Genomic DNA, 23,294 nt, shown 5'->3' on the forward strand with positions numbered 1-23,294 from the left:
TTTTCATGAGTCAAACCGTCGCTACCCAGAACAGCGCTGCCAGCCTGACCGGCTTGCTGGTTCCCCTGGCCGACCGCACCCTGCTGCTGCCCAACGTGGCGGTGGCCGAGCTGATCCCCTACCGCGCGCCGCAGACCAGCGATGGCGCGCCTGACTGGTTTCTCGGTCAGATCGCCTGGCGTGACCTGCGTCTGCCGCTGCTCTCGTTCGAGGCCGCCAGCGGCGGCCAGGCGCAGATCGCCAGCGGCGCGCGGGTGGCGGTGATCAACGCCCTGGGCGGACGGCCCAAGGTCAAGTTCCTCGCCTTGCTGGTGCAGGGCATTCCGCGTTCGTTCAAGGTGGCCAGCGATCTGCCCGCCGCCGACGTCGAGCTGGCGCCGCTGGAGCTGGGCGCGGCACGTGTCGGCGACGAAGTGGTGCGCATCCCCGATCTGGCCGGGCTGGAACAACTGCTCGCCGATGCCGGCCTGATCTGAGCCCGCTTTCGACAGGAGAATAAAAAAGCCCCGGCATTGGCCGGGGCTTTTTCATGTCAGCGATGGGGTATCAACGCTGCGAGGTTTCACCTGAGAGCTTCTCGACTTCCAGATTGTCCTCGGAGGTGTGGCCGCCCCAGTAGTCGGCATTCTTGATGCCGAGCTTCTCCGGGTGGAAGACCGGGTCCTTGCCCTCGTCCTGCTGCTGCTCGTAGTCCTTCAGGCACTTGTAGGCGACCTTGTGCATCAGCACGATGGCGATGATGTTCAGCCAGGCCATCAGGCCCACGCCGAGGTCACCCAGGTCCCAGGCGAAGGTGGCAGTGTGCACGGTGCCGTAGACGGTAGCCGCGATGATGCCGAACTTCAGCAGCAGGGTGAGAATGGGGCGCTTCACCTTGCGGTTGATGTAGGCAATGTTGGTCTCGGCGATGTAGTAGTACGCCAGGATGGTGGTGAAGGCGAAGAAGAACAGGGCGATGGCGACGAAGGCGTTGCCGAAGCCGGGCATCATGTTCTCCATCGCGGTCTGCACGTAGCCCGGGCCTGCGGCGACACCGGCGATACCGGTGAACATCGCGCTGCCGTCAGGCGCCTGCACGTTGTACTGACCGGTGATCAGCAGCATGAAGGCGGTGGCAGAGCAGACGAACAGGGTGTCGATGTACACCGAGAAGCCCTGTACCAGGCCCTGCTTGGCCGGGTGGCTGACGGCGGCAGCGGACGACGCGTGCGGGCCGGTACCCTGACCTGCTTCGTTGGAGTACACGCCACGCTTGACGCCCCACTGGATGGCCATGCCGACGATGGCGCCGAAACCGGCCTCGAGGCCGAAGGCGCTCTTGACGATCAGCAGCACGACTTCCGGCAGCTTCTCGATGTTCAGCAGGATGATCACCAGCGCCACCATGATGTAGCCCAGCGCCATGAACGGCACCACTACCTGGGTGAAATGCGCGATACGCTTGACGCCACCGAAGATGATCAGACCGATCAGTACGGCCAGTACGGCGGCCGTCACGTTCGGGTCGATACCGAAGGCGGTGTTGACGCTGGAGGCGATGGAGTTGGCCTGTACGCCCGGCAGCAGCAGGCCGCAGGCGAACACGGTGACCACGGCGAACAGCCAGGCGTACCACTTCAGACCCAGGCCCTTCTCGATGTAGAAGGCCGGACCGCCGCGGTATTCACCGTTGAGCTTTTCCTTGTAGACCTGACCGAGGGTGGACTCGACGAAGGCCGAGCTGGCGCCGAGGAAGGCCACCATCCACATCCAGAACACGGCGCCCGGGCCACCGAAGGTGATGGCGGTGGCCACACCGGCGATGTTGCCGGTACCGACGCGACCGGCGAGGGTCATGGTCAGGGCCTGGAAGGAGGTGATGCCGTGTTCATCGGTACGCCCTTTGAACATCAGGCGAATCATTTCTTTGAAGTGGCGAACCTGGAGAAAGCGGCCGCGCACAGAGAAGTAAAGACCGACGCCGAGACAGAGGTAGATCAGCGCCGGGCTCCAGACCAGACCGTTTAGGGTCGAGACCAGTTCGTTCATGCAATGCTCCTGGGCACACGGCCGCCTTTTGGGCGGGACCGAAGCCCGTTGATTTGTTATTGGAAGAGAACGACGCAGCGGGGCGCCGGCCTCGGCCGGACGCGGGTTGCTGGTAGAGCGGGTCGCGCACGCGGCGCGCAGAGCATGACAAAGACTGCCCGTCTTGCAATCTCTTGAGGTCACATTTTGTTACGTCAAGGCGACATTTTACGCCTGAAGATCGCCCCACAGCTGCTGGGCGACGCTCAGGGCGACCACGGGAGCCGTTTCCGTGCGCAACACGCGGGGGCCCAGGCGGGCCGCATGAAAGCCGGCCAGCTTCGCCTGAGCGACTTCACCCTCGTTCAGGCCGCCCTCCGGACCGATCAGAAAGGCCAGGCTGTTCGGTTTGTCGTGGCTCTGCAGGGCTTCGGCGACCGGGTGCAGCACCAGCTTCAGGTCGGCTTCGATCTGCTGCAGCCAGGCGGACAGTTCCAGCGGCGGGTGAATGACTGGCAGCACCGAGCGACCGCATTGCTCGCAGGCGCTGATCGCCACCTGGCGCCAGTGGGCCAGGCGCTTGTCGGCGCGCTCGTCCTTCAAACGCACCTCGCAGCGCTCGCTGACGATCGGGGTGATCTCGCTGGCGCCCAGCTCGGTGGCCTTCTGGATCGCCCAGTCCATGCGCTCGCCGCGTGACAGGCCCTGGCCCAGGTGAATGCGTAGCGGCGATTCGGCCAGGCCGTCGAGCGCTTCACGCAGCTCCACGCGTACCGTCTTCTTGCCCACTTCGATCAGCTCGCCGAGAAACTCGCGGCCGCTGCCGTCGAACAGCTGCACCGCGTCGCCCGCGGCGTGTCGCAGCACGCGGCCGATGTAGTGGGCCTGGGCTTCGGGCAGCTCATGCTGGCCGAGAGAGAGCGGGGCGTCGATGAAGAAACGGGAAAGGCGCATAGGGAGGGCTGCAGGCGGCAAGTTCGAAGCGGCAAGTGTAAAGGGGTGGTGCGCGCGGCGCACCCTACTGCGATGGCGCCGCTTCTTCGTAGGGTGCGCCGTGCGCACCGGGCTTCGTTTATGGCTCGCTCAACCCGGATCGCGATGATCGGGATAGCGATTGTCCACGGCCACGCTGACAGTGTCGCGGGTGGCGATATCGATGCCTTCGCTGGCCACCTCGGCGAGGAAATCGATCTCCTCCGGGGTGATCACGTAAGGCGGCAGGAAGTACACCACGCTGCCCAGCGGGCGCAGCAGCGCACCGCGCGTTAGTGCGTGCTGATACACCGCCAGGCCGCGCCGCTCCTGCCAGGGGTAGGCGGCTTTGCTGGCCTTGTCCTGCACCATCTCCACCGCCAGGGCCATGCCGGTCTGGCGCACTTCGGCGACATGCGGATGATCCTTGAGATGCTCGGTGGCGCTGGCCATGCGCGCGCTCAGCGCCTTGTTGCGTTCGATCACATCGTCATCGCGGAAGATGTCCAGAGTCGCCAGGGCGGCGGCGCAGGCCAGCGGGTTGCCGGTGTAGGTGTGCGAGTGAAGGAAGGCGCGCAGGGTGGCGTAGTCGTCGTAGAAGGCGCCGTATACCTCGTCGGTGGTCAGCACCGCGGCCATCGGCAGATAGCCGCCGGTCAGCGCCTTGGACAGCACCAGGAAATCGGGAGTGATGCCGGCCTGCTCGCAGGCGAACATCGTGCCGGTGCGGCCGAAGCCCACGGCGATCTCGTCATGGATCAGGTGCACGCCATAACGGTCGCAGGCTTCGCGCAGCAGCTTGAGGTAGATCGGGTGGTACATGCGCATGCCGCCCGCACCCTGGATCAGCGGCTCGACGATCACCGCGGCTACTTCATGGTGGTGCTCGGCCAGCGTCTGCTCCATATGAGCGAACATGACGCGCGAATGCTCCTCCCAGCTCACGCCCTCGGGACGCAGGTAGCAGTCCGGGCTGGGTACCTTGAGGGTGTCGAGCAGCAGCGCCTTGTAGGTATCGGTGAACAGCGACACGTCGCCCACCGACATCGCCGCCACGGTTTCGCCGTGGTAGCTGTTGCTCAGGGTCACGAAGCGCTTCTTGCCGGCCTGGCCGTTGTTGAGCCAGTAGTGGAAGCTCATCTTCAGCGCCACCTCGATGCCCGAGGAGCCGTTGTCGGCGTAGAACACCTTGTTCAGGCCAGGCGGGGTGATCTGCACCAGGCGCTCGGACAGTTCGATGACCGGCTGGTGGGTGAAGCCGGCGAGCATCACGTGCTCGAGGCTTTCCAGCTGCTCGCGGATGCGGGCATTGATGCGCGGGTTGGCATGGCCGAAGACGTTGACCCACCAGGAGCTGACCGCATCCAGATAGCGCTTGCCGTCGAAGTCCTCCAGCCATACGCCGGAGGCCTTGCGAATCGCCACCAGCGGCAGGCGCTCGTGATCCTTCATCTGGGTACAGGGATGCCACAGGACCTCGAGGTCGCGCTGCATCCAGTGGTCGTTCAAGCTCATGGTGCGTCTCCCAATCATCAGCGCAACAGCCTACCAGAAGGCGCGCCCGCCGATCCGCCGGATACGGCCGTCCGGCCCCGTATGACGAACTTCCCCGGCGCTGCGCTGGACTAAGCTGGCGGGTTGGAATCACGCCTTTTTAATATCGTATTTCTCGATATTTCATAGCGAAATTTTCCGCTTTAAATCGATAGATTTGCCGTTAGTCTTGCTCGGAAACTGGATTAGGGAAGCCCCCATGCAATGGCGTAACACCTCTGCTCGTTATGGTCTGGTCAGCGTGCTGTTGCACTGGCTGGTGGCGCTGGTCGTGTTCGGCCTGTTCGCCCTGGGGTATTGGATGGTGGGCCTGAGTTATTACGACCCCTGGCGGCAGAGCGCGCCCGATCTGCACAAGAGCATTGGCATCCTGCTGTTCGCCGTGATGCTGCTGCGCCTGCTGTGGCGTCTGTTCAGCCCGGCTCCCGCAGCGCTGGCCAGTCACGGCCGGCTCACTCGCCTGGCCTCCAGACTGGGCCACGGCCTGCTCTATCTGGGCCTGTTCGGCGTGATGATCTCCGGCTATCTGATCTCGACCGCCGATGGCCGTGGCATCAACGTATTCGGGCTGTTCAGTGTGCCGGCAACCCTGACCGGTATCCCACAACAGGAAGACATCGCTGGCGCCATCCACGAATACCTGGCCTGGGGGCTGGTGATCTTCGCCGGGCTGCATGGCCTGGCGGCACTCAAGCACCATTTCATCGACCGTGACAGCACCCTGCTGCGGATGTTCGGGCGCTGAAGTCATTCACAACCGGGCCAAGGCCCATCTAGATCGACAACCTCGCAAGGAGAACACCCATGTTGAAGAACGCCCTCGCTGCACTGGTTCTGGGTTCCGCGCTGATCGGCGGCCAGGCCATGGCGGCCGACTACGCCATCGACAAGCAAGGCCAGCATGCCTTCGTCAACTTCAAGATCAGCCACCTGGGTTACAGCTGGCTGTACGGCACCTTCAAGGACTTCGATGGCAAGTTCAGCTTCGATGCCGCCAACCCGGAAGCCAGCAAGGTCAGCGTCACCCTCAACACCGCCAGCGTCGACACCAACCACGCCGAGCGTGACAAGCACATCCGCAGCGCCGACTTCCTCAACGTTTCCAAGCACGGCACCGCTACCTTCGAGTCGACTTCGGTCAAGTCCACCGGCGAAGGCACTGCCGACATCACTGGCGACCTGACCCTTAACGGGGTGACCAAGCCCGTGGTCATCGCCGCCAAGTTCATCGGCGAAGGCAAGGATCCGTGGGGCGGCTACCGTGCCGGTTTCGAAGGCACCACCACGCTGAAGCTGAAGGATTTCGACATCACCAAGGATCTCGGCCCGGCTTCGGAAACCGTCGAGCTGATCATCTCGGTCGAAGGTATTCGTCAGTAAAGAAAGCGGCCGCTTGCGGCCCAGCTGATGACCCTCTCCCATTTATGGGAGAGGGTGCCCGAAGGGCGGGAGAGGGCTGGTTCTCCACTGGCCTCTCCCCCTAAACAAAAACGCCGCCCATCGGGCGGCGTTTTCGTTTGCGCGTCAGCTTACTCGTCGCGATTGCGCGTGAGCAGTGCCGGCTTCTCGCCGCGCGGGCGCGTGCTGTTGCTCAGCTCGTCGAGTTGCTCGGCGGTGGGGAAGCGATCCAGGCGCGAACCCTTGTGCACGATGACGGGCTGCTTCTCACGCGGATTGCGCACGGCGGCCTCTGTGCGAGGCAGTTCGTCGCGGTCGAGCGAGGTGATGCGACCGTCATGGGCGGGACGGCCACGACCACGATTGCTGCCGTTGCGGCCCTGGCCGGGTTGTCCGCCCTGGCCGCTGCCCTGGCGACGGTTCTTGCCCGCACCATTGCCGCCGCCATTGTTGTTGCGCGGGCCCTTGCCGTTCTGACGCTGGCCCTGCGGCGCGCCATTGGCGGGTGCGGCGCCGGGACGACGCCCGCGGCCCTGCTGCTTGTTCTGGTTGGGACTGACGTAGTCGACACGGTTGCCGAAGTTGTCGATCTCGTCGTCGAGAAATTCTTCCGGATCGCGATCCGGAGGCAACGGTGGAATCGCTGCGGCGGGCTGGCTCGGGCCATCGTTGCGCGGGCCCTGGCCACGGCGCTTCTGCCCTTGCGGCTTGGCCTTCTGCTCCTTGCCGCTGTCCTTGCCCTTATCCTTGCGGCCGCTGCCGTGGCGCTCGCCCTTGGGCTTGTCGCCGCCTTCGGCCTTCTGCTTCTTCTGCCCGGCATTGCGTGGTTGACGCGGTTCGCGCACTTCCGGGCGCTCCGCTTCCACGGCGCTGGCATCGAAACCCATCAGATCGCCATCGGGGATCTTCTGCTTGGTCATGCGCTCGATGCTTTTCAGCAGCTTCTCTTCATCCGGGGCGACCAGCGAGATGGCCTCGCCGCTACGGCCGGCGCGACCGGTACGGCCGATACGGTGGACGTAGTCTTCCTCGACGTTGGGCAGCTCGAAGTTGACCACGTGCGGCAGCTGGTCGATGTCCAGACCACGGGCGGCGATATCGGTGGCGACCAGGATGCGTACCTTGTTCGCCTTGAAGTCGGCCAGGGCCTTGGTGCGCGCGTTCTGGCTCTTGTTGCCGTGGATCGCGACAGCCGGCAGACCGTGCTTGTCGAGGTACTCGGCCAGACGGTTGGCGCCGTGCTTGGTGCGGGTGAATACCAGCACCTGTTCCCAGGCACCCTGGGTGATCAGGTGGGCGAGCAGGGCGCGCTTGTGGCTGGCGGCCAGGCGGAATACGCGCTGCTCGATGCGCTCGACCGTGGTGTTCGGCGGCGTGACCTCGATGCGCTCCGGGTTGTGCAGCAGCTTGCCGGCCAGGTCGGTGATGTCCTTGGAGAAGGTCGCCGAGAACAGCAGGTTCTGGCGTTGCGCCGGCAGGCGGGCGAGGACCTTCTTCACGTCATGGATGAAGCCCATGTCGAGCATGCGGTCGGCTTCGTCCAGTACCAGGATTTCCACGTGGGACAGATCGACGCTGCCCTGGCCGGCCAGGTCGAGCAGGCGGCCCGGGCAGGCGACGAGTACGTCGACGCCCTTGGCCAGGGCCTGGACCTGCGGGTTCATGCCGACGCCGCCGAAGATGCAGGCGCTGACGAATTTCAGGTCACGCGCATAGATCTTGAAGCTGTCGTGCACCTGGGCGGCCAGTTCGCGGGTGGGGGTCAGCACCAGCACGCGCGGCTGTTTCGGGCCGTGGCGCTGTTCGCGGTCCGGGTGACCGGCGGGGAACAGACGCTCGAGAATCGGCAGGGCGAAGCCTGCGGTCTTACCCGTGCCCGTCTGGGCCGCCACCATGAGATCGCGACCTTGCAACACGGCGGGAATGGCCCGCTGTTGCACCGGAGTGGGCTGGGTGTAGCCGGCGGATTCGATCGCACGGACTAGAGCCTCGGAGAGACCGAGGGAAGCAAAGGACATGGGCAATCCTGTACGTAGTGAGGGCGTGGCCCTATGGGGTGATATTGCCTGGCTTGAATCATGCGTGGGGCGCGTGATCCCGTCCGGTACTGCTGGCTTCTGGGAGCTAGCATCCGGGCGCAAGCCTGGCGGGAAGGCCCGAGTATAACAGAGCTGATGGCCTGCGCAGCTACCAGCCTGTCGGTTGGTTCACGGCCTGGAATCTTCGGGCCTGGCGTAGCGCGCCTGCAGGCGTGCGTAGGCGGGTTCGCGCTTGAAGCGGCGCAGCTCGCGAGCGAAGTCGGTCGCCAGCTGCTGCAGCGCCGGGTCGCGGCGCAGCGCCAGGTACATGCGGTCGTGGCCGATGGCCTTGCGGTTGTAGTCGACCTGATCCAGCAGGCCCAGCTGCGCGCTGAGAAAGAGGCCCGCACGGCGGTCATTGACCACCAGGTCGACACGGTGACGCACCAGCTTGCCCAGGTTGGCTTCGTGAGTTGGCGCCTCCTCGCGGCTGAACAGCGTCGAGTTACGGAAGGCTTCGTTGTTGTACCAGTAGCCGGGCGAGATGCCGATCACCAGATCGCGCAGGTCTTCCAGGCGCTCATAGGGGTAGGGGCGATTGCGTGCGTGGAACAGCACGAACTCGACTTCGCTCAGCGGCTCTTCGACGAAGAGCATGCTCGCCTCGCGTTCGGGCAGATGGAAGATGTCCAGAATGCCGTCGGCATGTCCCTGTTCCAGCGCCAGCAGGCAGCGCTTCCAGGGCATGAACTGCAGGTCCAGTTCGATACCCAGCCGGTGCAGCACCTCGCGGCTGATCTCGTAGTCGAGACCGGCCGGCTGGCCGTTCTCCTCGAAGACGTAGGGCGGCCAGGCTTCGGTGACCACGCGCAAGGTCTCGCCGCGTGCGGCGAAGGCGAGGCCGCACAGCAGGAAGATGGCGATAATCTGGCGCTTGAATAATGGCATAGCGCCAGATTAGCGATTTTGCCCGCGCGGTGAAAGCACAGGCGATCTGCCTATTCCACCACCCGATAGCAGGGCTCATAGGCGCTGCCGCCGGGCAGTTTCATCCGATGCTGTTCGACGAAGGCCTGCAGCAGGCGATCCAGCGGACGCATGATGCTTGCCTCGCCGCGGATCTCGTACGGGCCGTGCTCCTCGATCAGGCGAATGCCGTTCTCCTTGACGTTGCCCGCGACGATGCCGGAGAAGGCGCGACGCAGATTGGCAGCCAGTTCATGCAGCGGTTGTTCGCGGGTCAGCTGCAGGCCGGCCATGGCTGCGTGGGTCGGCTCGAACGGATGCTGGAAGCTTTCGTCGATCTTCAGCAGCCAATTGAAGTGGAAGGCGTCGTTGCGCTCGCGGCGGAACTGGCGCACGGCCTTGATGCCGACAGCCATCTCGCGGGCCACTTCGGCCGGGTCGTTGAGGATCATGCGGTAGCGCTGCTGCGCCGCCTCGCCCAGGGTGGCGCCGATGAAGTCGTGCAGCTGCTGCAGGTAGGTGCTGGCGCTCTTCGGGCCGGTGAGGATGACCGGGAAGGGCAGGTCCTTGTTGTCCGGGTGGGTGAGGATGCCCAGCAGGTAGAGAAATTCCTCGGCGGTACCGGCGCCGCCCGGGAAGATGATGATGCCATGGCCGACGCGGACGAAGGCCTCCAGACGCTTCTCGATGTCCGGCAGGATCACCAGCTCGTTGACGATCGGGTTGGGCGCCTCGGCGGCGATGATGCCCGGCTCGGTCAGGCCCAGGTAGCGGCCGGTGAGGTTGCGCTGCTTGGCATGGCTGATGGTGGCGCCCTTCATCGGCCCCTTCATCACGCCCGGGCCGCAGCCGGTGCAGATGTCCAGGCCACGCAGGCCCAGCTCGTGGCCGACCCTCTTGGTGTACTTGTATTCCTCGGTGCTGATCGAGTGGCCGCCCCAGCACACCACCATCTTCGGCTCGACGCCGCTGCGCAGGGTCTGCGCGTTGCGCAGCAGGTGAAAGACGTAATCGGTGATGCCTTCGGAGCTTTCCAGATCGATGCGTTTGTTCTCCAGCTCGCTCTGCGTGTAGACGATGTCGCGCAGGGCGCTGAACAGCATCTCGCGGGTGCTGGCGATCATCTCGCCGTCGACGAAGGCATCGGCCGGCGCATTGATCAGCTCCAGGCGGATGCCGCGATCCTGCTGGTGGATCTTCACTTCGAAGTCCGGGTAGGCCTCGAGAATGGTCTTGGCGTTGTCGCTGTGCGAGCCGGTGTTGAGGATCGCCAGGGCGCACTGGCGGAACAGGCGGTAGACGCTGCCGGAGCCGGTTTCGCGCAGTTGCTGCACTTCGCGCTGGGAGAGGGTTTCCAGGCTGCCCTTGGGGCTGACGGAGGCGTTGATGCGGGGGCGTTTGAGCATGAAGTGGTCCTGGTGGCAAGGTCGCGACGAAGGCCGGCGCGGAGGGGAGTTCGAATGCGTTGTCGGAAGCAGGTGTTGTGTTTGTCGGTGGCTGGCGGTCAGTGTCTGGCGGATGGCGTGTCGGTTGCGGGTTCGCTCGGGTTCAGCAGAAATACCACATAGCCGCGGAACCAGGGACTGCTTTGCAGGTAATCCGGCGCCTGCCATTCGCCGTTTTGTATCAGGCCGATGCGAAACGGCAACTGCAGCCGTGCGATGCTCGGCAGGTAGCGCTGGTGGTCGGCGATGCTGCTGCGGCCCTGGTAGGTCTGCATCACCACTTCGTCGACCACCCCGGCCAGGCGGTTCAGCGCCGCCGGGTCGGCATTGCCGGCCCAGTCCAGCAGGCCGGTGATGCTCAGGCGGTACTGCCTAGGCAGACGCTGGCGCAGGTCTTCGAGGAAGACGGCGTAGCGGCTCAGGTGCAGCGTTTGCGCATCGAAGTCGATCTGCACCCCGCTGACCCGGTTGCCGGCACGCTGCCAGCGTTGCAACTGGCTGAGCAGCAGGGCGAATACCTCGTCGTTCCAGTCCAGGGTATGCGCGCGATACACCACCCAGAGCTCGACGTCTTTCGACAGCCTGGGCGTGGCCGGGTTCTGTGCCAGCATGCGCGCCGCGGGATCGCCGGCGCGGCGCGGGCCGTCGATCTGCCCCTGCAGCACGTACAGCGTACGGGCCTGGGCCAGCACCGGCTGTGGCGTCACGCCCGCCCACAGCCAGAACGCCTGATGCTCGCCGGCGTCGACGCGCGTGGCCTGCGCCGGCAGGCCGGCTGCCAGCAGGAGCAGGCCTACCAGTAGTACTTGAGTCGCTGCGCCCACTGGGTGTCCGCGTAGCTGCGCTTGAGGGTCTGGAACCACTGCTTGCGTTGGTCCTTGCTGATGTCCTGGCCGTCGCAGCTGTTATAGCCGCTGGGCGCATAGCAGTTGATTGCGCGGAACAGGGCGTAGGCCTTGTCCTCGCGGCTGACCTGCGGCCCAGTCAGCAGCAGCTGGTAGGCGGCCAGGCGGGAAAAGGATGCGCCCTGGAACTGGCTCGGTGCGCTGCCCAGTTCGCCGGCGGCCGGCGGGCGGTTCAGCCAGTGCTCGTCGAGGCCGTGGATGCGGATGAAGTCGCCCAGGCACAGCATGCCCTGGGCGTCCTCGGCATTGGCGGCGAGGCGTTCGGCGATCCTGACCAGGCTCGGGCAGGCATAGCCGGCATCGCTGCCACCGCTCCAGGCGAACAGGCCAGGATCCAGGCGCTGCGCTGGCTGTGTCGGCTTGTACGGGAACTGCGCGAAATCGCGGAGAAAGTCGGCGTAGCGACCGTAATCCAGATCGCGATAGAGCAGGGTGTACAGCGCGGTTGCGCGCTCGCCTGCCGGAGTCTGCTCGTTTCCCGCCTGCTGGCGCAGCAGCTCGGGGCCGGCGCCATAGGCCAGCAGGCGCTCGCGGATCGGCGCGGTGCTGATCGGCGAGTCGGTGGCGAACACCTTCTCCAGTGCGCCACTGCGCTCATGGTTCAAGGCCAGGGCCAGTTGCAGTTGGGCGCGCTGCAGCGGGTCTTGGCTGCGCGCCAGCAGTGCCTGCCAGTGCTGCAAGGCTGCGGCGTTCTCACCCTTGGCTTCCAGCGCCAGGCCGCGCAGGGTTTCCTGGCTGAAGGCGAGGGCGTTCATCGGCTCGGAACCGGCATCCGGCAGGGCGGCGAGCGCCTGCTGGGCATCGCCGCCGCGGTAGAAATGCCAGGCAGCGACCAGGTAGGCGTGCAGGCCGGGCTGGCTGGCGAAGCGCGGCTGCTGCGCCTGCAGTTGTTCGAGGCTGAGGCGCGGCTCGCGGTTGCTGCCGGGATCGCGCAGCTGGATCAGGTCGAGCATGGCCAGCAGCAGCGGGTCTTCGATGGCATCCGGGGCGAGGCTGGGCAGCAGCTTGGCGTCCAGCTCCTCGATCAGTGCGGGCATGTCGACCTGCTGCGCGCCACGCTCGAATTGCCGGGCAAAGGCCTCGGCAAAGCGCCGGGTGTCCCCGGCAAGCCAGTACACGCGACGTTGCAGGCCGCGCGCCGAGTCGCTGTAGAGGCCCTGCGGATAGTTGCTCAGGTACTGCTTGAAGGCCTTCGCGCTGGCGTCGAGGCTGGGTTTATCCACCTGCTCCGGACTGAAGAAACCGTACTCGTCGAAGGCGTTCAGCTGCGCCTGGTTCAGCGCGACGCGACCGAGCAGGTATTGGGCGGTTTCGCGTAGCCAGGGCTGTTCGCTGCTCGCGAGCTGGGCGAAGCGCTCATGGGCGTGGTCGAAGTCGCCGCGATAGAAGGCGTCGGCGCCGCGCAGGTAGTCGCCGAAGGCCCGGGCCGCGGGCGATTGCAGCTGCGTCGGCGGCGGCAGGATGTCCTCTGCTTGCGGATCGCCCTCTCCGCACAGGCTCAGCAGGCTGCGCCGCGAGCGGGCCAGTGCCTGCGCTTCGCTCGCGGCCAGATCCGGCGTGGCGCCGAGTGCATCGACGAAGCCGCGCATGGCCTGCAGGTCGTTGCTGCGGCAGCGATTGCCTTCGCCTTCGGCGAAGCGCTGTACAGCCAAGGCATCCGCTTCGCTGTCGATGCCCAGGCGCTGCAAAGCCTGGGTCAGGTACGCCAGGTCCGGGTCGACGCCTTGCTCGTCGGCCTCGGTCGCCTCGCTACGGGCGCGGCTCGCATCGAGCATGCCGAGGCTGAAGGGCACCAGGCCGTAGCCGTACTCGTAACCGTCGAGTGCCAGCGGTTCGCGCGTCAGCTTCAGGTGGCCGGCATCGTCGAGCAGCAGCTGCAGGTTGACCCGGCTGTCGTTGCCGGGGCTGAGAAAGGCGAGGTTGTTGCACGCCGAGAGCTGGTCCGAGATCAGTTTCCAGCTCGGTGCGCAGGTCATGTCGGAGCTGGCCAGGGCAGGGGCAGCGTGCAGCCCCGTGAGCAGGGCGAGGGGAAGGAGGCGCTTGAATGTCATGGGCTCATCCTTGAGCGCGGGAGCCGCTGCGCGGCTCCCTGCCCGTCAGCGTTTCAGATCGAGGTTGTTCCAGATGGCCAGGCTGGGGCCGGCCAGGTTCATGCTGTAGAAGTGCAGGCCCGGCGCGCCGCCTTGCAGCAGGCGTTCGCACATCTCGGTGATCACCTGCTCGCCGAAGGCGCGAATGCTCTCGGCGTCGTCGCCATAGGCTTCCAGCTGCTTGCGTATCCAGCGCGGGATTTCCGCGCCGCAGGCGTCGGAGAAGCGCGCCAGCTTGCTGTAGTTGGTGATCGGCATGATGCCCGGTACCACCGGGATGTCCACGCCCAGCTTGCGCACGCGCTCGACGAAGTAGAAGTAACTGTCGGCGTTGAAGAAGTACTGGGTGATGGCGCTGTCGGCACCGGCCTTGGCCTTGCGCACGAAGTTGGCGATGTCGTCTTCGAAGTTGCGCGCCTGCGGATGCATCTCCGGGTAGGCGGCCACCTCGATGTGGAAATGATCGCCGGTTTCGCTGCGGATGAACTCGACCAGTTCGTTGGCGTAGCGCAGCTCGCCACTGGCCATGCCCATACCCGACGGCAGGTCGCCGCGCAGGGCGACGATGCGCTTGATGCCGGCATTCTTGTACAGGTTGAGCAGTTCGAGCAGCTCGGCCTTGCTGTCGCCGACGCAGGACAGGTGCGGCGCGGTCGGCACCTTCACCTCGCCATCGAGTTGCAGCACGGTGTTGAGCGTGCGGTCGCGGGTCGAACCGCCGGCGCCATAGGTGCAGGAGAAGAAATCGGGTTTGTAGGCCGCCAGTTGGCGCGCCACGTCCATCAGTTTTTCATGCCCGGCTTCGGTCTTGGTGGGGAAGAACTCGAAGCTGTAGCGGCGTTCTTGGCTCATAGGTTTCTAGCCTTGGAGACGTAGGGTGGATGGCGTTTTTCCATCCACCTTGCGGGAAGTCGGCGGTGGATAAGCCAGAGGCTTATCCACCCTACGCATTAGTAGCGGTAAGCGTCCGGCTTGAATGGGCCTTCCACGGACACGCCGATGTACTCGGCCTGCTGCTTGGTCAGCCGAGTGACTACGCCACCGAAGCCCTTGACCATTTCCAGTGCCACTTCTTCGTCCAGCTTCTTCGGCAGCACTTCGACAGTCAGACGCTCGGCTTTCTTCTCGGCGGAGAGGTCAGCGAACTTCTGCTCGAACAGGAAGATCTGCGCCAGTACCTGGTTGGCGAAGGAGCCGTCCATGATGCGGCTCGGGTGGCCGGTTGCGTTACCCAGGTTCACCAGACGGCCTTCGGCCAGCAGGATCAGGTAGTCATCGTTGGCCGGATCGAAGCTGCCGGCACCGGTGCGGTGGATCTTGTGCACCTGCGGCTTGACCTCTTCCCATGCCCAGTTCTTGCGCATGAAGGCGGTGTCGATCTCGTTGTCGAAGTGACCGATGTTGCATACCACGGCGCGCTTCTTCAGGGCCTTGAGCATGTTGGCATCGCAGACGTTGACGTTACCGGTGGTGGTGACGATCAGGTCGATCTTGCCCAGCAGCGCCTTGTCAATGCTGGCTTCGCTGCCATCGTTGATGCCGTCGATGTACGGCGATACCAGCTCGAAGCCGTCCATGCAGGCCTGCATGGCGCAGATCGGGTCGACTTCCGAGACCTTGACGATCATGCCTTCTTGACGCAGCGACTGCGCCGAGCCCTTGCCCACGTCACCGTAGCCGATGACCAGCGCCTGCTTGCCCGACAACAGGTGGTCGGTGCCGCGCTTGATGGCGTCGTTGAGGCTGTGACGGCAGCCGTACTTGTTGTCGTTCTTGCTCTTGGTCACGGCGTCGTTGACGTTGATCGCCGGGACTTTCAGGGTGCCGGCCTTGAGCATGTCGAGCAGGCGGTGCACACCGGTGGTGGTTTCTTCGGTGATGCCGTGAATGCGCTCGAGCATCTGCGGGTATTTCTTGTGCAGGATCTCGGTCAGGTCACCGCCGTCGTCCAGCACCATGTTGGCGTCCCACGGCTTGCCGTCCTTGAGGATGGTCTGCTCGATGCACCACTCGTACTCTTCCTCGGTCTCGCCCTTCCAGGCGAATACCGGGATGCCGGCTGCGGCGATGGCGGCAGCGGCCTGATCCTGGGTGGAGAAGATGTTGCAGGACGACCAGCGCACTTCCGCGCCCAGGGCGGTCAGCGTCTCGATCAGCACGCCGGTCTGGATGGTCATGTGGATGCAGCCGAGAATCTTCGCACCCTTCAGCGGCTGGCTGGCAGCGTACTTGCGGCGCAGGCCCATCAGTGCCGGCATCTCGGATTCGGCGATGATCAGTTCCTTGCGGCCCCAGTCGGCCAGGGAGATGTCGGCGACCTTGTAGTCGGTGAAGCCGGCAGGCGTCAGTACAGCGCTCATAATGAGTTCTCCATTCGTTGTCTGCGAATGGGCGCCGTTGATGCGTATGGTTAACGCCCCATCCGAGCCTGACAAACCGGTGTCGACCGACCTGCTGCAGCGCCCCTCGGACGGGTGGCGGGAACGACCGGAGCGGTGCCGGCCGTGTGAAACTCGCGGATTATAGCTGCCAGCGAGGCGCAGCCCAAGGTTTTCCGTCGCCCCACGCGCTGCTGGCACCTGCCACCGAGGGATTGGCCGGATCGCCGCTCACATACCCCGCTTCGGGCCATGGACGCCAGCCGGGTCACGGCTCAGGCTGCGCATTCCATCATCCGAATGCGGAGCTTCCATGACCCTTGCCTACTGGTGCGTGCTGATCGCCATCCTCCTGCCCTATCTGGCCACCACAACCGCCAAGTTCTTCGGGCCCGGTTACGGGCCGCGGGCCAACAGCGACCCGCGCGCCTTCCTCGCCGGCCTCGAGGGCTGGCGCAAGCGCGCCAACAATGCCCAGCTCAATGGCTTCGAGGTGACTCCGGCCTTCGCCGCGGCAGTGATCATCGCCCATCAGGCGGGTGGCGCCGAGCAGGGGCTGCTCGATCAGCTGGCCATGGCGTTCATCGTCAGCCGCGTGCTGTATCTCATCTGCTACCTGGCCGACTGGGGGCCGGTGCGCTCGCTGGTATGGTTCGCCGGCATGGGGCTGATTGTCGCGCTGTTCGTGGTCTCTGCCTGAGTCGCGGCGCCATGGGGTGGGGCCAGGCTGGCGCTGCCTGGTCGCCCTATGCCCTGCGTCAGGGACATCGGGACACCCGCGGTAAAACAGTGCGCTTGGCCTGATGGGGATCAGTGGCGATACTGGCGGACCGTTTTTCAAGCCGGACGCGTCACGATGAAATTCAAAGCCCTGCTGCTGGCCTGCGCCTGCCTGTTTCTGGTTGCCTGCGGTGGCGTCGATCCCGACTCGCCGCTGGGCCAGCGTCAGGCGCTGTTCAAGCAGATGCTCAAGGTCAGCGAGGATCTCGGTGGCATGCTGCGCGGGCGCATCGCCTATGACGAGGCCCGCTTCGTTGCCGGTGCGGCCGAGCTCGATCGCCTGTCGCGCGAGCCCTGGCAGCACTTTCCCGACGTCCGTGACGACGAGCGCAGCAAGGCCAATCCCGAGCTCTGGCAGCGCCAGGAGCAGTTCCAGCAGATGGCGCGCGACCTGGAACAGGCCACTGCCGCGCTGGTGCAGGCTACCGTCTCGCCGCCGCTAAGGCGTTCCCGGCTGGAGCCGGCGGTACGTGAGGTCGAGGACAGTTGCGAGGCCTGCCACAAGGCATTCCGCGCTTACTGATCGGCCCGCGCTTCGGCTTCGGCCTGCTCCAGCTCGGAGCGCGCCTCGGCCAGTTTGGCCTGACGCTTGGCGATCTTCTCCTGGTCGCCCTTGCCCATGGCGTCGCGCAGGTCCATCTCCCGCCGCTGCACCTCCTGACGTGCTTCTTCCACGCCGGCCAGGCGCTGACGGTGCAGCGAGGCTTCATCGCAATGGGCTTCGACATTGCCCAGGGCCCGGTGCAAGCCATCCAGTTCCTGCGAGTTGCCCTGCGCGCGGGCGGTCTCGATCTTCTCCTGCAGGATCTGGCGCTTGGTCGGGCAGTCGACGTCGACGTCGGCGTCGGCCTCGGCGGCCAGGAGAGGGGTGGCGTGCAGCCCGGCGGCCAGCAGCAGGCCGAGCAAGGTGGCTTGACGAATCATGGTGTTTCCTCGTGGGTGCCTATTTCGAGTGACCGTGGCAGATGCACGAGGTTCGGCCCAGGTGACCGATCACCTGGCCTGGTTCAGCTGCGTGGCGGGCCTGCTTGGGGCTGGAAACCGGCGACACCGGCCTGCTGCAGTTGCCTGCCCAGGCGCTGAACTTCGGGGTGGCTGAAGAACGCCAGCAGGCGATCGGCACCCTTGGGGCCGATTCCGGGGCGACGCAGCCAGTCGTCTCGCTGGCGCTCGATCAGGCTGGGCCAGTCGTCGAGCCCGCCGGCGTCGAAACCCGGAGGTGCGCCGAGGGCACGCAGCCATTGCCGCAGCGGTCGGTCCCTGGCCTGAGCGAAGGCCTGCTGCAGCTGTGCAGCGCGGTGCGGGCCGATGCCGGGCAGGCTCTGCAGCTGGGCCTGGTCCAGCTCCAGCCAGTCGAGCAGCCCCTGCAAGGGCAGACTGCTCCAGGTGCCCGGGCCCACCCCGCTCAGCGCCAGCCCCTGCTTGCTGCTCAGCCAGGCCAGACGGGCCTGGAACTGTTGCTGGCAGGACGGGCTGCTGCGCCAGCAGCTGAGGGCATGGTAGTCCGCGCTGCGCGGTACCTCGACCGGCGCCCGGTGCGGGCTGCGCCAGATCACGCTGTCCAGACGTGGGATGGTCAGGCCGGCCAGGCGGATCGCCACCTGGTCGCCGGGGCGGACGTCGAGGCTCTTCCAGGTCGGGACCGAGCCGAGGGCCACGCGGCTGATGCGCCTGTCGTCGAGATCGACCGGCTGCAGGCGTAGCACCGGCGTGATGCGCCCACTGCGGCCGATGCGAAAGTCCACGGCCTGCACCACCGCCAGCGCCTGACTGGCCGGGTACTTCCAGGCCACCGCCCAGTGCGGGGCCTCCGCCTGCCAGCGCGCGCCGGCGGGGCGCGTGCCCTGGCGCAGCACCACGCCATCGCTGGCGAAGGGCAGGCGATGGCGATACCAATGCTGACGCCATTGCCTGGCTTCTTCGACGCTGCGGATCGGCTTGCTGTAGTGCTGGCTGTCGGCGAAACCCAGCGCCTGCAGCTGGCTCAGGCGTTCGTCCATGCTCGCCGGGCCGTCCGGCCAGTCCCACACGAACAGGCCGATGGCGGCGCCGTCCGGGTCGCTCAGCTCGTGCCTGGCCATCATTCCGGCCACCTTGCCGCGCGCTCCGGCGCCGCCATCGCGCGCCTGCAGGTGATCCTCGAGGCGCCAGTACAGCTCGCCCTGCAGTACCAGGTCGAGCGGCTCGGGCAGCCGCGTCGGGACAGCAGGCAACTGTCGGGCGCGTGCGCTCCAGTCCTGGCCGTGGCGGCCGTCGCCACGGCTGATGGCCTGGTGCAGGCGGCCTTGCCGATAGACCAGGGTGACGGCCACGCCATCGACCTTGGGCTGGATCCACAGGTCGTCGCGACTGCCGATCCATTCGCCGATCGCCGCGTCGTTGAGCTTGCGCAGACCGGTTTGCGGGACGGGATGGGCGATTGGCCCTGCGCTGCCTGTGAGGGGGGCCGGCAGGGGCTGTCGTGCAGGCGCGAAGCATTGCTGCCAGCGCTGCAGGCGCTCGCGGGCCTGGTCGTAGAGCTCGTCGGCTATCGGCGAGCGGCCCTGGTTGTGGTAGGCGTCATCCCACTGCGCGATCTGTTGGCTGAGCGCCGCGAATTCCACCTGGGCGCGGCTGTCCGGCCAGTCGGGGCAGGGTTCGGCCAGGGCGATGAGGGGCAGGAGGAGCGGAGCGATCCAGCGCTTCATGGCAAGCATCCATGCTTGGGAGGTGGGATTGAGCCTAGACGAAACGGGTCTGAGGCGCGAATGGCGCAGGGCTCAGGAAGCGGTGTGCCGCCTGCCCGGCGCCCAACAAAAAGCCCCGCATGGCGGGGCTTCTGGGTTGTGCCGATGCCTTACAGGCCGGCCGCGGCGCGCAGGTCGGCAGCCTTGTCGGTGCGCTCCCAGGTGAAGGTGGTGAAGCTGTCTTCGCCCACGGTCTTCTGCTGCGGGGTACGGCCGAAGTGACCGTAGGCCGCGGTGTCCTGGTACATCGGGTGCAGCAGGTCGAGCATGCGGGTGATGGCGTAGGGACGCAGGTCGAACACCTCGCGCACCAGCTTGATGATGGTCTCTTCGCTGACCTTGTTGGTGCCGAAGGTGTTCACCGAAATCGAGGTCGGCTGGGCCACGCCGATGGCGTAGGACACCTGGATCTCGCAGCGCTCGGCCAGGCCGGCGGCAACGATGTTCTTGGCCACGTAGCGACCGGCGTAGGCCGCCGAGCGGTCGACCTTGGACGGGTCCTTGCCGGAGAAGGCGCCGCCGCCGTGGCGAGCCATGCCGCCGTAGCTGTCGACGATGATCTTGCGCCCGGTCAGGCCGCAGTCGCCGACCGGACCGCCGATGACGAACTTGCCGGTGGGGTTGATGTGGTACTGGGTGTCCTTGTGCAGCAGTTCGGCCGGCAGGGTGTGCTTGACGATCAGCTCCATCACCGCTTCCTGCAGGTCGGCCTGGCTGATTTCCGGGTTGTGCTGGGTGGACAGCACCACGGCGTCGATGCCGACCACCTTGCCGTTCTCGTAGCGGCAGGTGACCTGGGACTTCGCATCCGGGCGCAGCCACGGCAGCAGGCCGGACTTGCGCGCCTCTGCCTGGCGCTCGACCAGGCGGTGCGACAGCACGATGGGCGCCGGCATCAGCACGTCGGTCTCGTTGCTGGCGTAGCCGAACATCAGGCCCTGGTCACCGGCGCCCTGGTCTTCCGGCTTGGCGCGGTCGACGCCCTGGTTGATGTCCGGGGACTGCTTGCCAATGATGTTGATGATGCCGCAGGTGTTGCCGTCGAAGCCGACGTCGCTGCTGGTGTAGCCGATGTTGCAGATCACGTCGCGGACGATCTGTTCCAGATCGACCCAGGCGCTGGTGGTGACTTCGCCGGCGACGATGGCCACGCCGGTCTTCACCAGGGTTTCCACGGCCACGCGGGCGTGCTTGTCCTGGACGATGATGGCGTCGAGCACGGCATCGGAAATCTGATCGGCGATCTTGTCCGGATGCCCCTCGGACACGGACTCGGAGGTGAACAGGGAGTATTCGCTCATGGGTGGGTTCCTTGTGTGCCGTAACGGGTGGCAGGTCGCATGATGGGTTTGGCGAAGTGCCGTAACTGAATCTGAAAGCCGTTCTTCAGGCCGATGTAGAGGCTTTCGCCAGGGACCAGGCCGGCGGCCGTCGCCCAGCGCGCCAGATCGTCCTGTTCGAAGCCGAGCCAGAGATCGCCGCAGGCTTCCCTGGCCCAGCTCTGGTCATGGCTGCACAGCTCGCTGAGCAGCAGGCTGCCGCCGGGAGCGACCAGTCGCGCCAGTTGGCGAAACGCCTCGGCCGGCGTGGCGAGATGGTGCAGCACCATGTTCAGCACCACGCAATCGGCCGGCGGCTGCTCATCCTGCAGGGCGTCGGCCAGCTTCAGCTCGACGTTGGCCAGGCCTTCGGCGGCGCAGCGCTGGCTGGCCAGCTCGAGCATAGCCGGGCTGTTGTCCAGTGCGGTGACGCGGGTGAAACGGCGGGCCAGCTCGGGCAGGAAGGCGCCGTCGCCGGGGCCGATCTCCAGGGCACTGGCATCGGGCGTGAACTGCAGCGCATCGAGCAGCGCCAGCAGGCTGTCGCGGTATTGCGGCAGGCCGGCGATCAGGTCCTGCTGGGCCTGGAAACTGGCGGCCATGCGGGCGAAGAAGTCGCGGCTGACGGTGGCGCGCTGCTGATGCACGGTGGCGATGCGTGCCTGCACCTCGCCTGGCAGCGGCAGCTCGTCGATGTCGTCCAGCAGCGCCGCATGCAGGCGGCCGCCGGGTAGGGCGCGGCGGTAGAAGATGGCGTTGCCTTCGCGCCGCGTGGCCACCAGGCCGGCCTGGGCCAGCACCTTGAGGTGGTGGCTCATGCCGGATTGGCCGATGGCGAAGATCTGCGCCAGCTCCAGCACGCCGAACGAGTCGTTGCTCAGCGCGCGCAGAACGTTCAGGCGCAGCGCATCGCCGCCGGCCTTGCACAGGGCGGCGAGCTCGTCGCAGGGGTCGAAGTCCAGCTGGGGGGCGCGCAGGGTCATGGTGGCGCAGTCTAGTCGGTCATTTTTCATACAGCAACAGCAATATCAAAAAGTTTTGATATTGCTGTGTGGCTAGTGCGGCGGCTCGCTCAGCGCCAGAAAGGCCGCCGGCGCCGGGCTCAGGCTGGCACCGGGGCGCCACAGCACGTGCAGCTCGCGCTCGATCTGCAGGTCCAGCACGGTCAGGCGCTGCAGTTCGCCGCTGGCCAGTTCGCGCTCGACCACCCGCTGCGACAGCCAGGCGATGCCCTGGCCGTCGGCAAGCAGGCGCTTGAGCGCTTCGGTGCTGCCGATGGCCATGCCGGCGCGAGGCTCCAGACCATGGACGCGATAGGCCTGCTCGACGCTGGCGCGCGCGCCGGAGCCGGGTTCGCGCATGTACAGCGGGTAGGCCTGCAGCTCGCTGGCCTGCAAGGGCGCGGCTGTTCTGGCCAGCGGATGCCGGGGCGCCACCACCGGCAGCAAGGCGTCGCGAGCCAGCAGGCGATGGTCGTAATCGGCCTGGGCGAAAGGCCCTTCGACGAAGCCGAGGCTGATGCGCCCGTCATCCAGTTGGCGGGTCACCGCCTCGGTATTGCTCACCTCCAGGCTGACGAAGATCTGCGGATGCAGGGCGCGGAAGCGGCTGATCAGCGGCGGCAGCAGGTAGGCGCCGAGCGTGGCGCTGGCGCCCAGGTGCAGCTCGCCCTGCTCCAGCTGGGCGAAATCGCGCAGGTCGCGCTCGGCCGCCTGTTCCAGGACGAAGATGCGCCGCGCGTAATCGAGCAGACGCTGGCCGCCTTCGGTCAGCTGCACGCCGCGCGGCAGACGGTCGAACAGGCGCAGGTCGAGGCTGGCCTCCAGCTCCCGAATCTCCCGAGTCACTGCCGGCTGGCTGATATGCAGGCGCTCGGCACCGGCGCTGATGCTGCCGGCCTCGGCGACGGCGAGAAAGACCTTGAGGTGGTGAAGGTTCATGGCTTTGCATAAATAGAAGGCATGTTTTAGATGCTGAATATGTATTTTTCATATGGCAAGTCGATTCTTACCCTGTGCTCGTCATTCATGCCACGGGACCACCCGACTCATGCCGCGCCCCTTCAGCCGTCTGCCCGAGCCATTGGCCGTCATCCGCCACTTCACCCCCAGCTGGTTCGCCGTGACCATGGGCACCGGCGTACTGGCGCTGGTGGTCGCCCATCTGCCGTGGCAGCTGCCCGGCCTGCTGCTGTTGGCCGAAGGCCTGTGGTTGTTCGGCGTGGCGCTGTTCGCCCTGTTCAGCCTGCTGTTCATGCTGCGTGTGGCGCTGTTTCGCGAGACCATCGCGCCGATGCTGCTGCACCCGGTGCAGTCGATGTTCCTCGGCGCGATTCCCATGGGCCTGGCGGTGCTGATCAAGGGCCTGCTGCTGTTCGGTGCGCCGCGCTGGGGCGAGGGTGTCTACGCCCTGGCGCATGCGCTGTGGTGGCTGGATGCGGCGCTGGCGTTGCTCGGCGCGCTGCTGGTGCCCTACCTGATGTTCACCCGCCAGCACCATGCGCTGGAAAAGCTCACCGCGGTCTGGCTGCTGCCGATCGTCGCGCCGGAGGTGGCCGCCAGCACCGCGGGTTCGCTGGCGCCGCACCTGGCGGCGACTGACGCCCAGTTGTTGCTGGTGGCCGGCTTCGTCCTCTGGGGCGTGTCGCTGTCGCTGGCCTTCTCGCTGATTACTCTGGTGCTGCTGCGCCTGGCCCTGCACAAGCTGCCGGACACCGATTTCGCCGCCACCAGCTGG

Annotated in this window: 20 protein-coding genes, 1 pseudogene and 1 riboswitch; of the genes and pseudogenes, 6 read left to right on the forward strand and 15 right to left on the reverse strand. The window is 66.0% G+C overall.

Going from position 1 to position 23,294, the window contains the following annotated elements; genetic code table 11:
• Positions 1-5: 5 nt before the first annotated feature.
• Complete coding sequence (locus N7333_RS15695; protein ID WP_004373117.1) at positions 6-476, forward strand: chemotaxis protein CheW; 471 nt, start codon at positions 6-8, stop codon at positions 474-476.
• A 70-nt stretch (positions 477-546) separates the two neighbouring features.
• Here the strand turns inward: N7333_RS15695 and N7333_RS15700 are convergent, their stop codons facing one another.
• The 3 genes from N7333_RS15700 to N7333_RS15710 form a co-directional block, all read right to left on the reverse strand.
• Positions 547-2,028, reverse strand: coding sequence for an alanine/glycine:cation symporter family protein (locus N7333_RS15700; RefSeq protein ID WP_096827601.1), 1,482 nt, complete (start codon positions 2,026-2,028; stop codon positions 547-549).
• 207 nt (positions 2,029-2,235) lie between these two features.
• Positions 2,236-2,961, reverse strand: a complete 726-nt coding sequence (locus tag N7333_RS15705) for a 16S rRNA (uracil(1498)-N(3))-methyltransferase (RefSeq protein ID WP_096827600.1) — start codon at positions 2,959-2,961, stop codon at positions 2,236-2,238.
• A gap of 129 nt (positions 2,962-3,090) precedes the next feature.
• Entirely contained in the window at positions 3,091-4,494 is a 1,404-nt protein-coding gene (locus N7333_RS15710; protein ID WP_129481942.1) for an adenosylmethionine--8-amino-7-oxononanoate transaminase, read from the reverse strand.
• 238 nt (positions 4,495-4,732) lie between these two features.
• On the opposite strand from N7333_RS15710, the gene N7333_RS15715 reads away from it, so the two are divergent.
• Together N7333_RS15715 and N7333_RS15720 are read left to right on the forward strand one after the other, a co-directional pair.
• Positions 4,733-5,278: a cytochrome b gene (locus N7333_RS15715; RefSeq protein ID WP_004373107.1), complete on the forward strand. Its 546-nt coding sequence runs from the start codon at positions 4,733-4,735 to the stop codon at positions 5,276-5,278.
• Positions 5,279-5,337: 59 nt separating this feature from the next.
• Positions 5,338-5,913 (forward strand): YceI family protein, encoded by a 576-nt coding sequence (locus tag N7333_RS15720; protein ID WP_129481941.1) that lies wholly within the window; start codon positions 5,338-5,340, stop codon positions 5,911-5,913.
• 149 nt (positions 5,914-6,062) lie between these two features.
• On the opposite strand, the gene N7333_RS15725 is transcribed toward N7333_RS15720, so the two are convergent.
• The 7 genes from N7333_RS15725 to ahcY form a co-directional block, all read right to left on the reverse strand.
• A complete protein-coding gene (locus tag N7333_RS15725; protein WP_177491052.1) occupies positions 6,063-7,949 on the reverse strand; it encodes a DEAD/DEAH box helicase in 1,887 nt (628 codons plus the stop codon).
• 189 nt (positions 7,950-8,138) lie between these two features.
• Positions 8,139-8,897 carry a transporter substrate-binding domain-containing protein gene (locus tag N7333_RS15730; protein WP_129481940.1) on the reverse strand — a complete coding sequence of 253 codons (759 nt, stop codon included), beginning with the start codon at positions 8,895-8,897 and terminating at the stop codon, positions 8,139-8,141.
• 50 nt (positions 8,898-8,947) lie between these two features.
• The gene (gene ppnN / locus N7333_RS15735) at positions 8,948-10,321 is read right to left on the reverse strand and encodes a nucleotide 5'-monophosphate nucleosidase PpnN (RefSeq protein WP_004373099.1); all 1,374 of its coding nucleotides are present in this window, start codon (positions 10,319-10,321) and stop codon (positions 8,948-8,950) included.
• Positions 10,322-10,419: 98 nt separating this feature from the next.
• The gene (locus tag N7333_RS15740) at positions 10,420-11,184 is read right to left on the reverse strand and encodes a DUF3142 domain-containing protein (protein WP_129481939.1); all 765 of its coding nucleotides are present in this window, start codon (positions 11,182-11,184) and stop codon (positions 10,420-10,422) included.
• On the reverse strand, positions 11,154-13,316 hold the full coding sequence (locus N7333_RS15745; RefSeq protein WP_129481938.1) for a hypothetical protein: 2,163 nt from the start codon (positions 13,314-13,316) through the stop codon (positions 11,154-11,156). Before N7333_RS15745 ends, N7333_RS15740 begins: the two co-directional genes overlap by 31 nt.
• Positions 13,317-13,361: 45 nt before the next feature.
• The gene (gene metF / locus N7333_RS15750; RefSeq protein WP_129481937.1) at positions 13,362-14,207 is read right to left on the reverse strand and encodes a methylenetetrahydrofolate reductase [NAD(P)H]; all 846 of its coding nucleotides are present in this window, start codon (positions 14,205-14,207) and stop codon (positions 13,362-13,364) included.
• A 98-nt stretch (positions 14,208-14,305) separates the two neighbouring features.
• Positions 14,306-15,715 carry an adenosylhomocysteinase gene (gene ahcY / locus N7333_RS15755; protein ID WP_129481936.1) on the reverse strand — a complete coding sequence of 470 codons (1,410 nt, stop codon included), beginning with the start codon at positions 15,713-15,715 and terminating at the stop codon, positions 14,306-14,308.
• 22 nt (positions 15,716-15,737) lie between these two features.
• Positions 15,738-15,829, reverse strand: a riboswitch (S-adenosyl-L-homocysteine riboswitch).
• A gap of 217 nt (positions 15,830-16,046) precedes the next feature.
• Here ahcY and N7333_RS15760 point away from each other — a divergent pair.
• Together N7333_RS15760 and N7333_RS15765 are read left to right on the forward strand one after the other, a co-directional pair.
• Positions 16,047-16,433 (forward strand): MAPEG family protein, encoded by a 387-nt coding sequence (locus tag N7333_RS15760; RefSeq protein ID WP_004373092.1) that lies wholly within the window; start codon positions 16,047-16,049, stop codon positions 16,431-16,433.
• Between the two features lie 156 nt (positions 16,434-16,589).
• Entirely contained in the window at positions 16,590-17,036 is a 447-nt protein-coding gene (locus tag N7333_RS15765) for a cytochrome c (RefSeq protein WP_004373090.1), read from the forward strand.
• Here the strand turns inward: N7333_RS15765 and N7333_RS15770 are convergent.
• From N7333_RS15770 to N7333_RS15790, 5 genes are all read right to left on the reverse strand, one after another.
• Positions 17,030-17,437 carry a DUF1090 domain-containing protein gene (locus tag N7333_RS15770; protein WP_129481935.1) on the reverse strand — a complete coding sequence of 136 codons (408 nt, stop codon included), beginning with the start codon at positions 17,435-17,437 and terminating at the stop codon, positions 17,030-17,032. The two genes, N7333_RS15765 and N7333_RS15770, sit on opposite strands and share 7 nt — an antisense overlap.
• 83 nt (positions 17,438-17,520) lie before the next feature.
• Positions 17,521-19,200, reverse strand: coding sequence for an NAD-dependent DNA ligase LigB (ligB, locus tag N7333_RS15775; protein ID WP_129481934.1), 1,680 nt, complete (start codon positions 19,198-19,200; stop codon positions 17,521-17,523).
• Between the two features lie 149 nt (positions 19,201-19,349).
• Positions 19,350-20,540 (reverse strand): methionine adenosyltransferase, encoded by a 1,191-nt coding sequence (gene metK, locus N7333_RS15780; RefSeq protein WP_004373084.1) that lies wholly within the window; start codon positions 20,538-20,540, stop codon positions 19,350-19,352.
• Positions 20,537-21,541, reverse strand: coding sequence for a metalloregulator ArsR/SmtB family transcription factor (locus tag N7333_RS15785; RefSeq protein WP_129481933.1), 1,005 nt, complete (start codon positions 21,539-21,541; stop codon positions 20,537-20,539). The genes metK and N7333_RS15785 overlap by 4 nt, the downstream gene beginning before the upstream one ends.
• Before the next feature lie 72 nt (positions 21,542-21,613).
• Entirely contained in the window at positions 21,614-22,498 is an 885-nt protein-coding gene (locus tag N7333_RS15790; RefSeq protein ID WP_129481932.1) for a LysR substrate-binding domain-containing protein, read from the reverse strand.
• Between the two features lie 109 nt (positions 22,499-22,607).
• Here N7333_RS15790 and N7333_RS15795 point away from each other — a divergent pair.
• A pseudogene (locus N7333_RS15795) lies at positions 22,608-23,294 on the forward strand (C4-dicarboxylate ABC transporter); the annotation flags it as partial.

This window comes from Pseudomonas sp. GD04158, from assembly GCF_029834875.1.
GTDB classification, from domain to species: domain Bacteria; phylum Pseudomonadota; class Gammaproteobacteria; order Pseudomonadales; family Pseudomonadaceae; genus Aquipseudomonas; species Aquipseudomonas hydrolytica.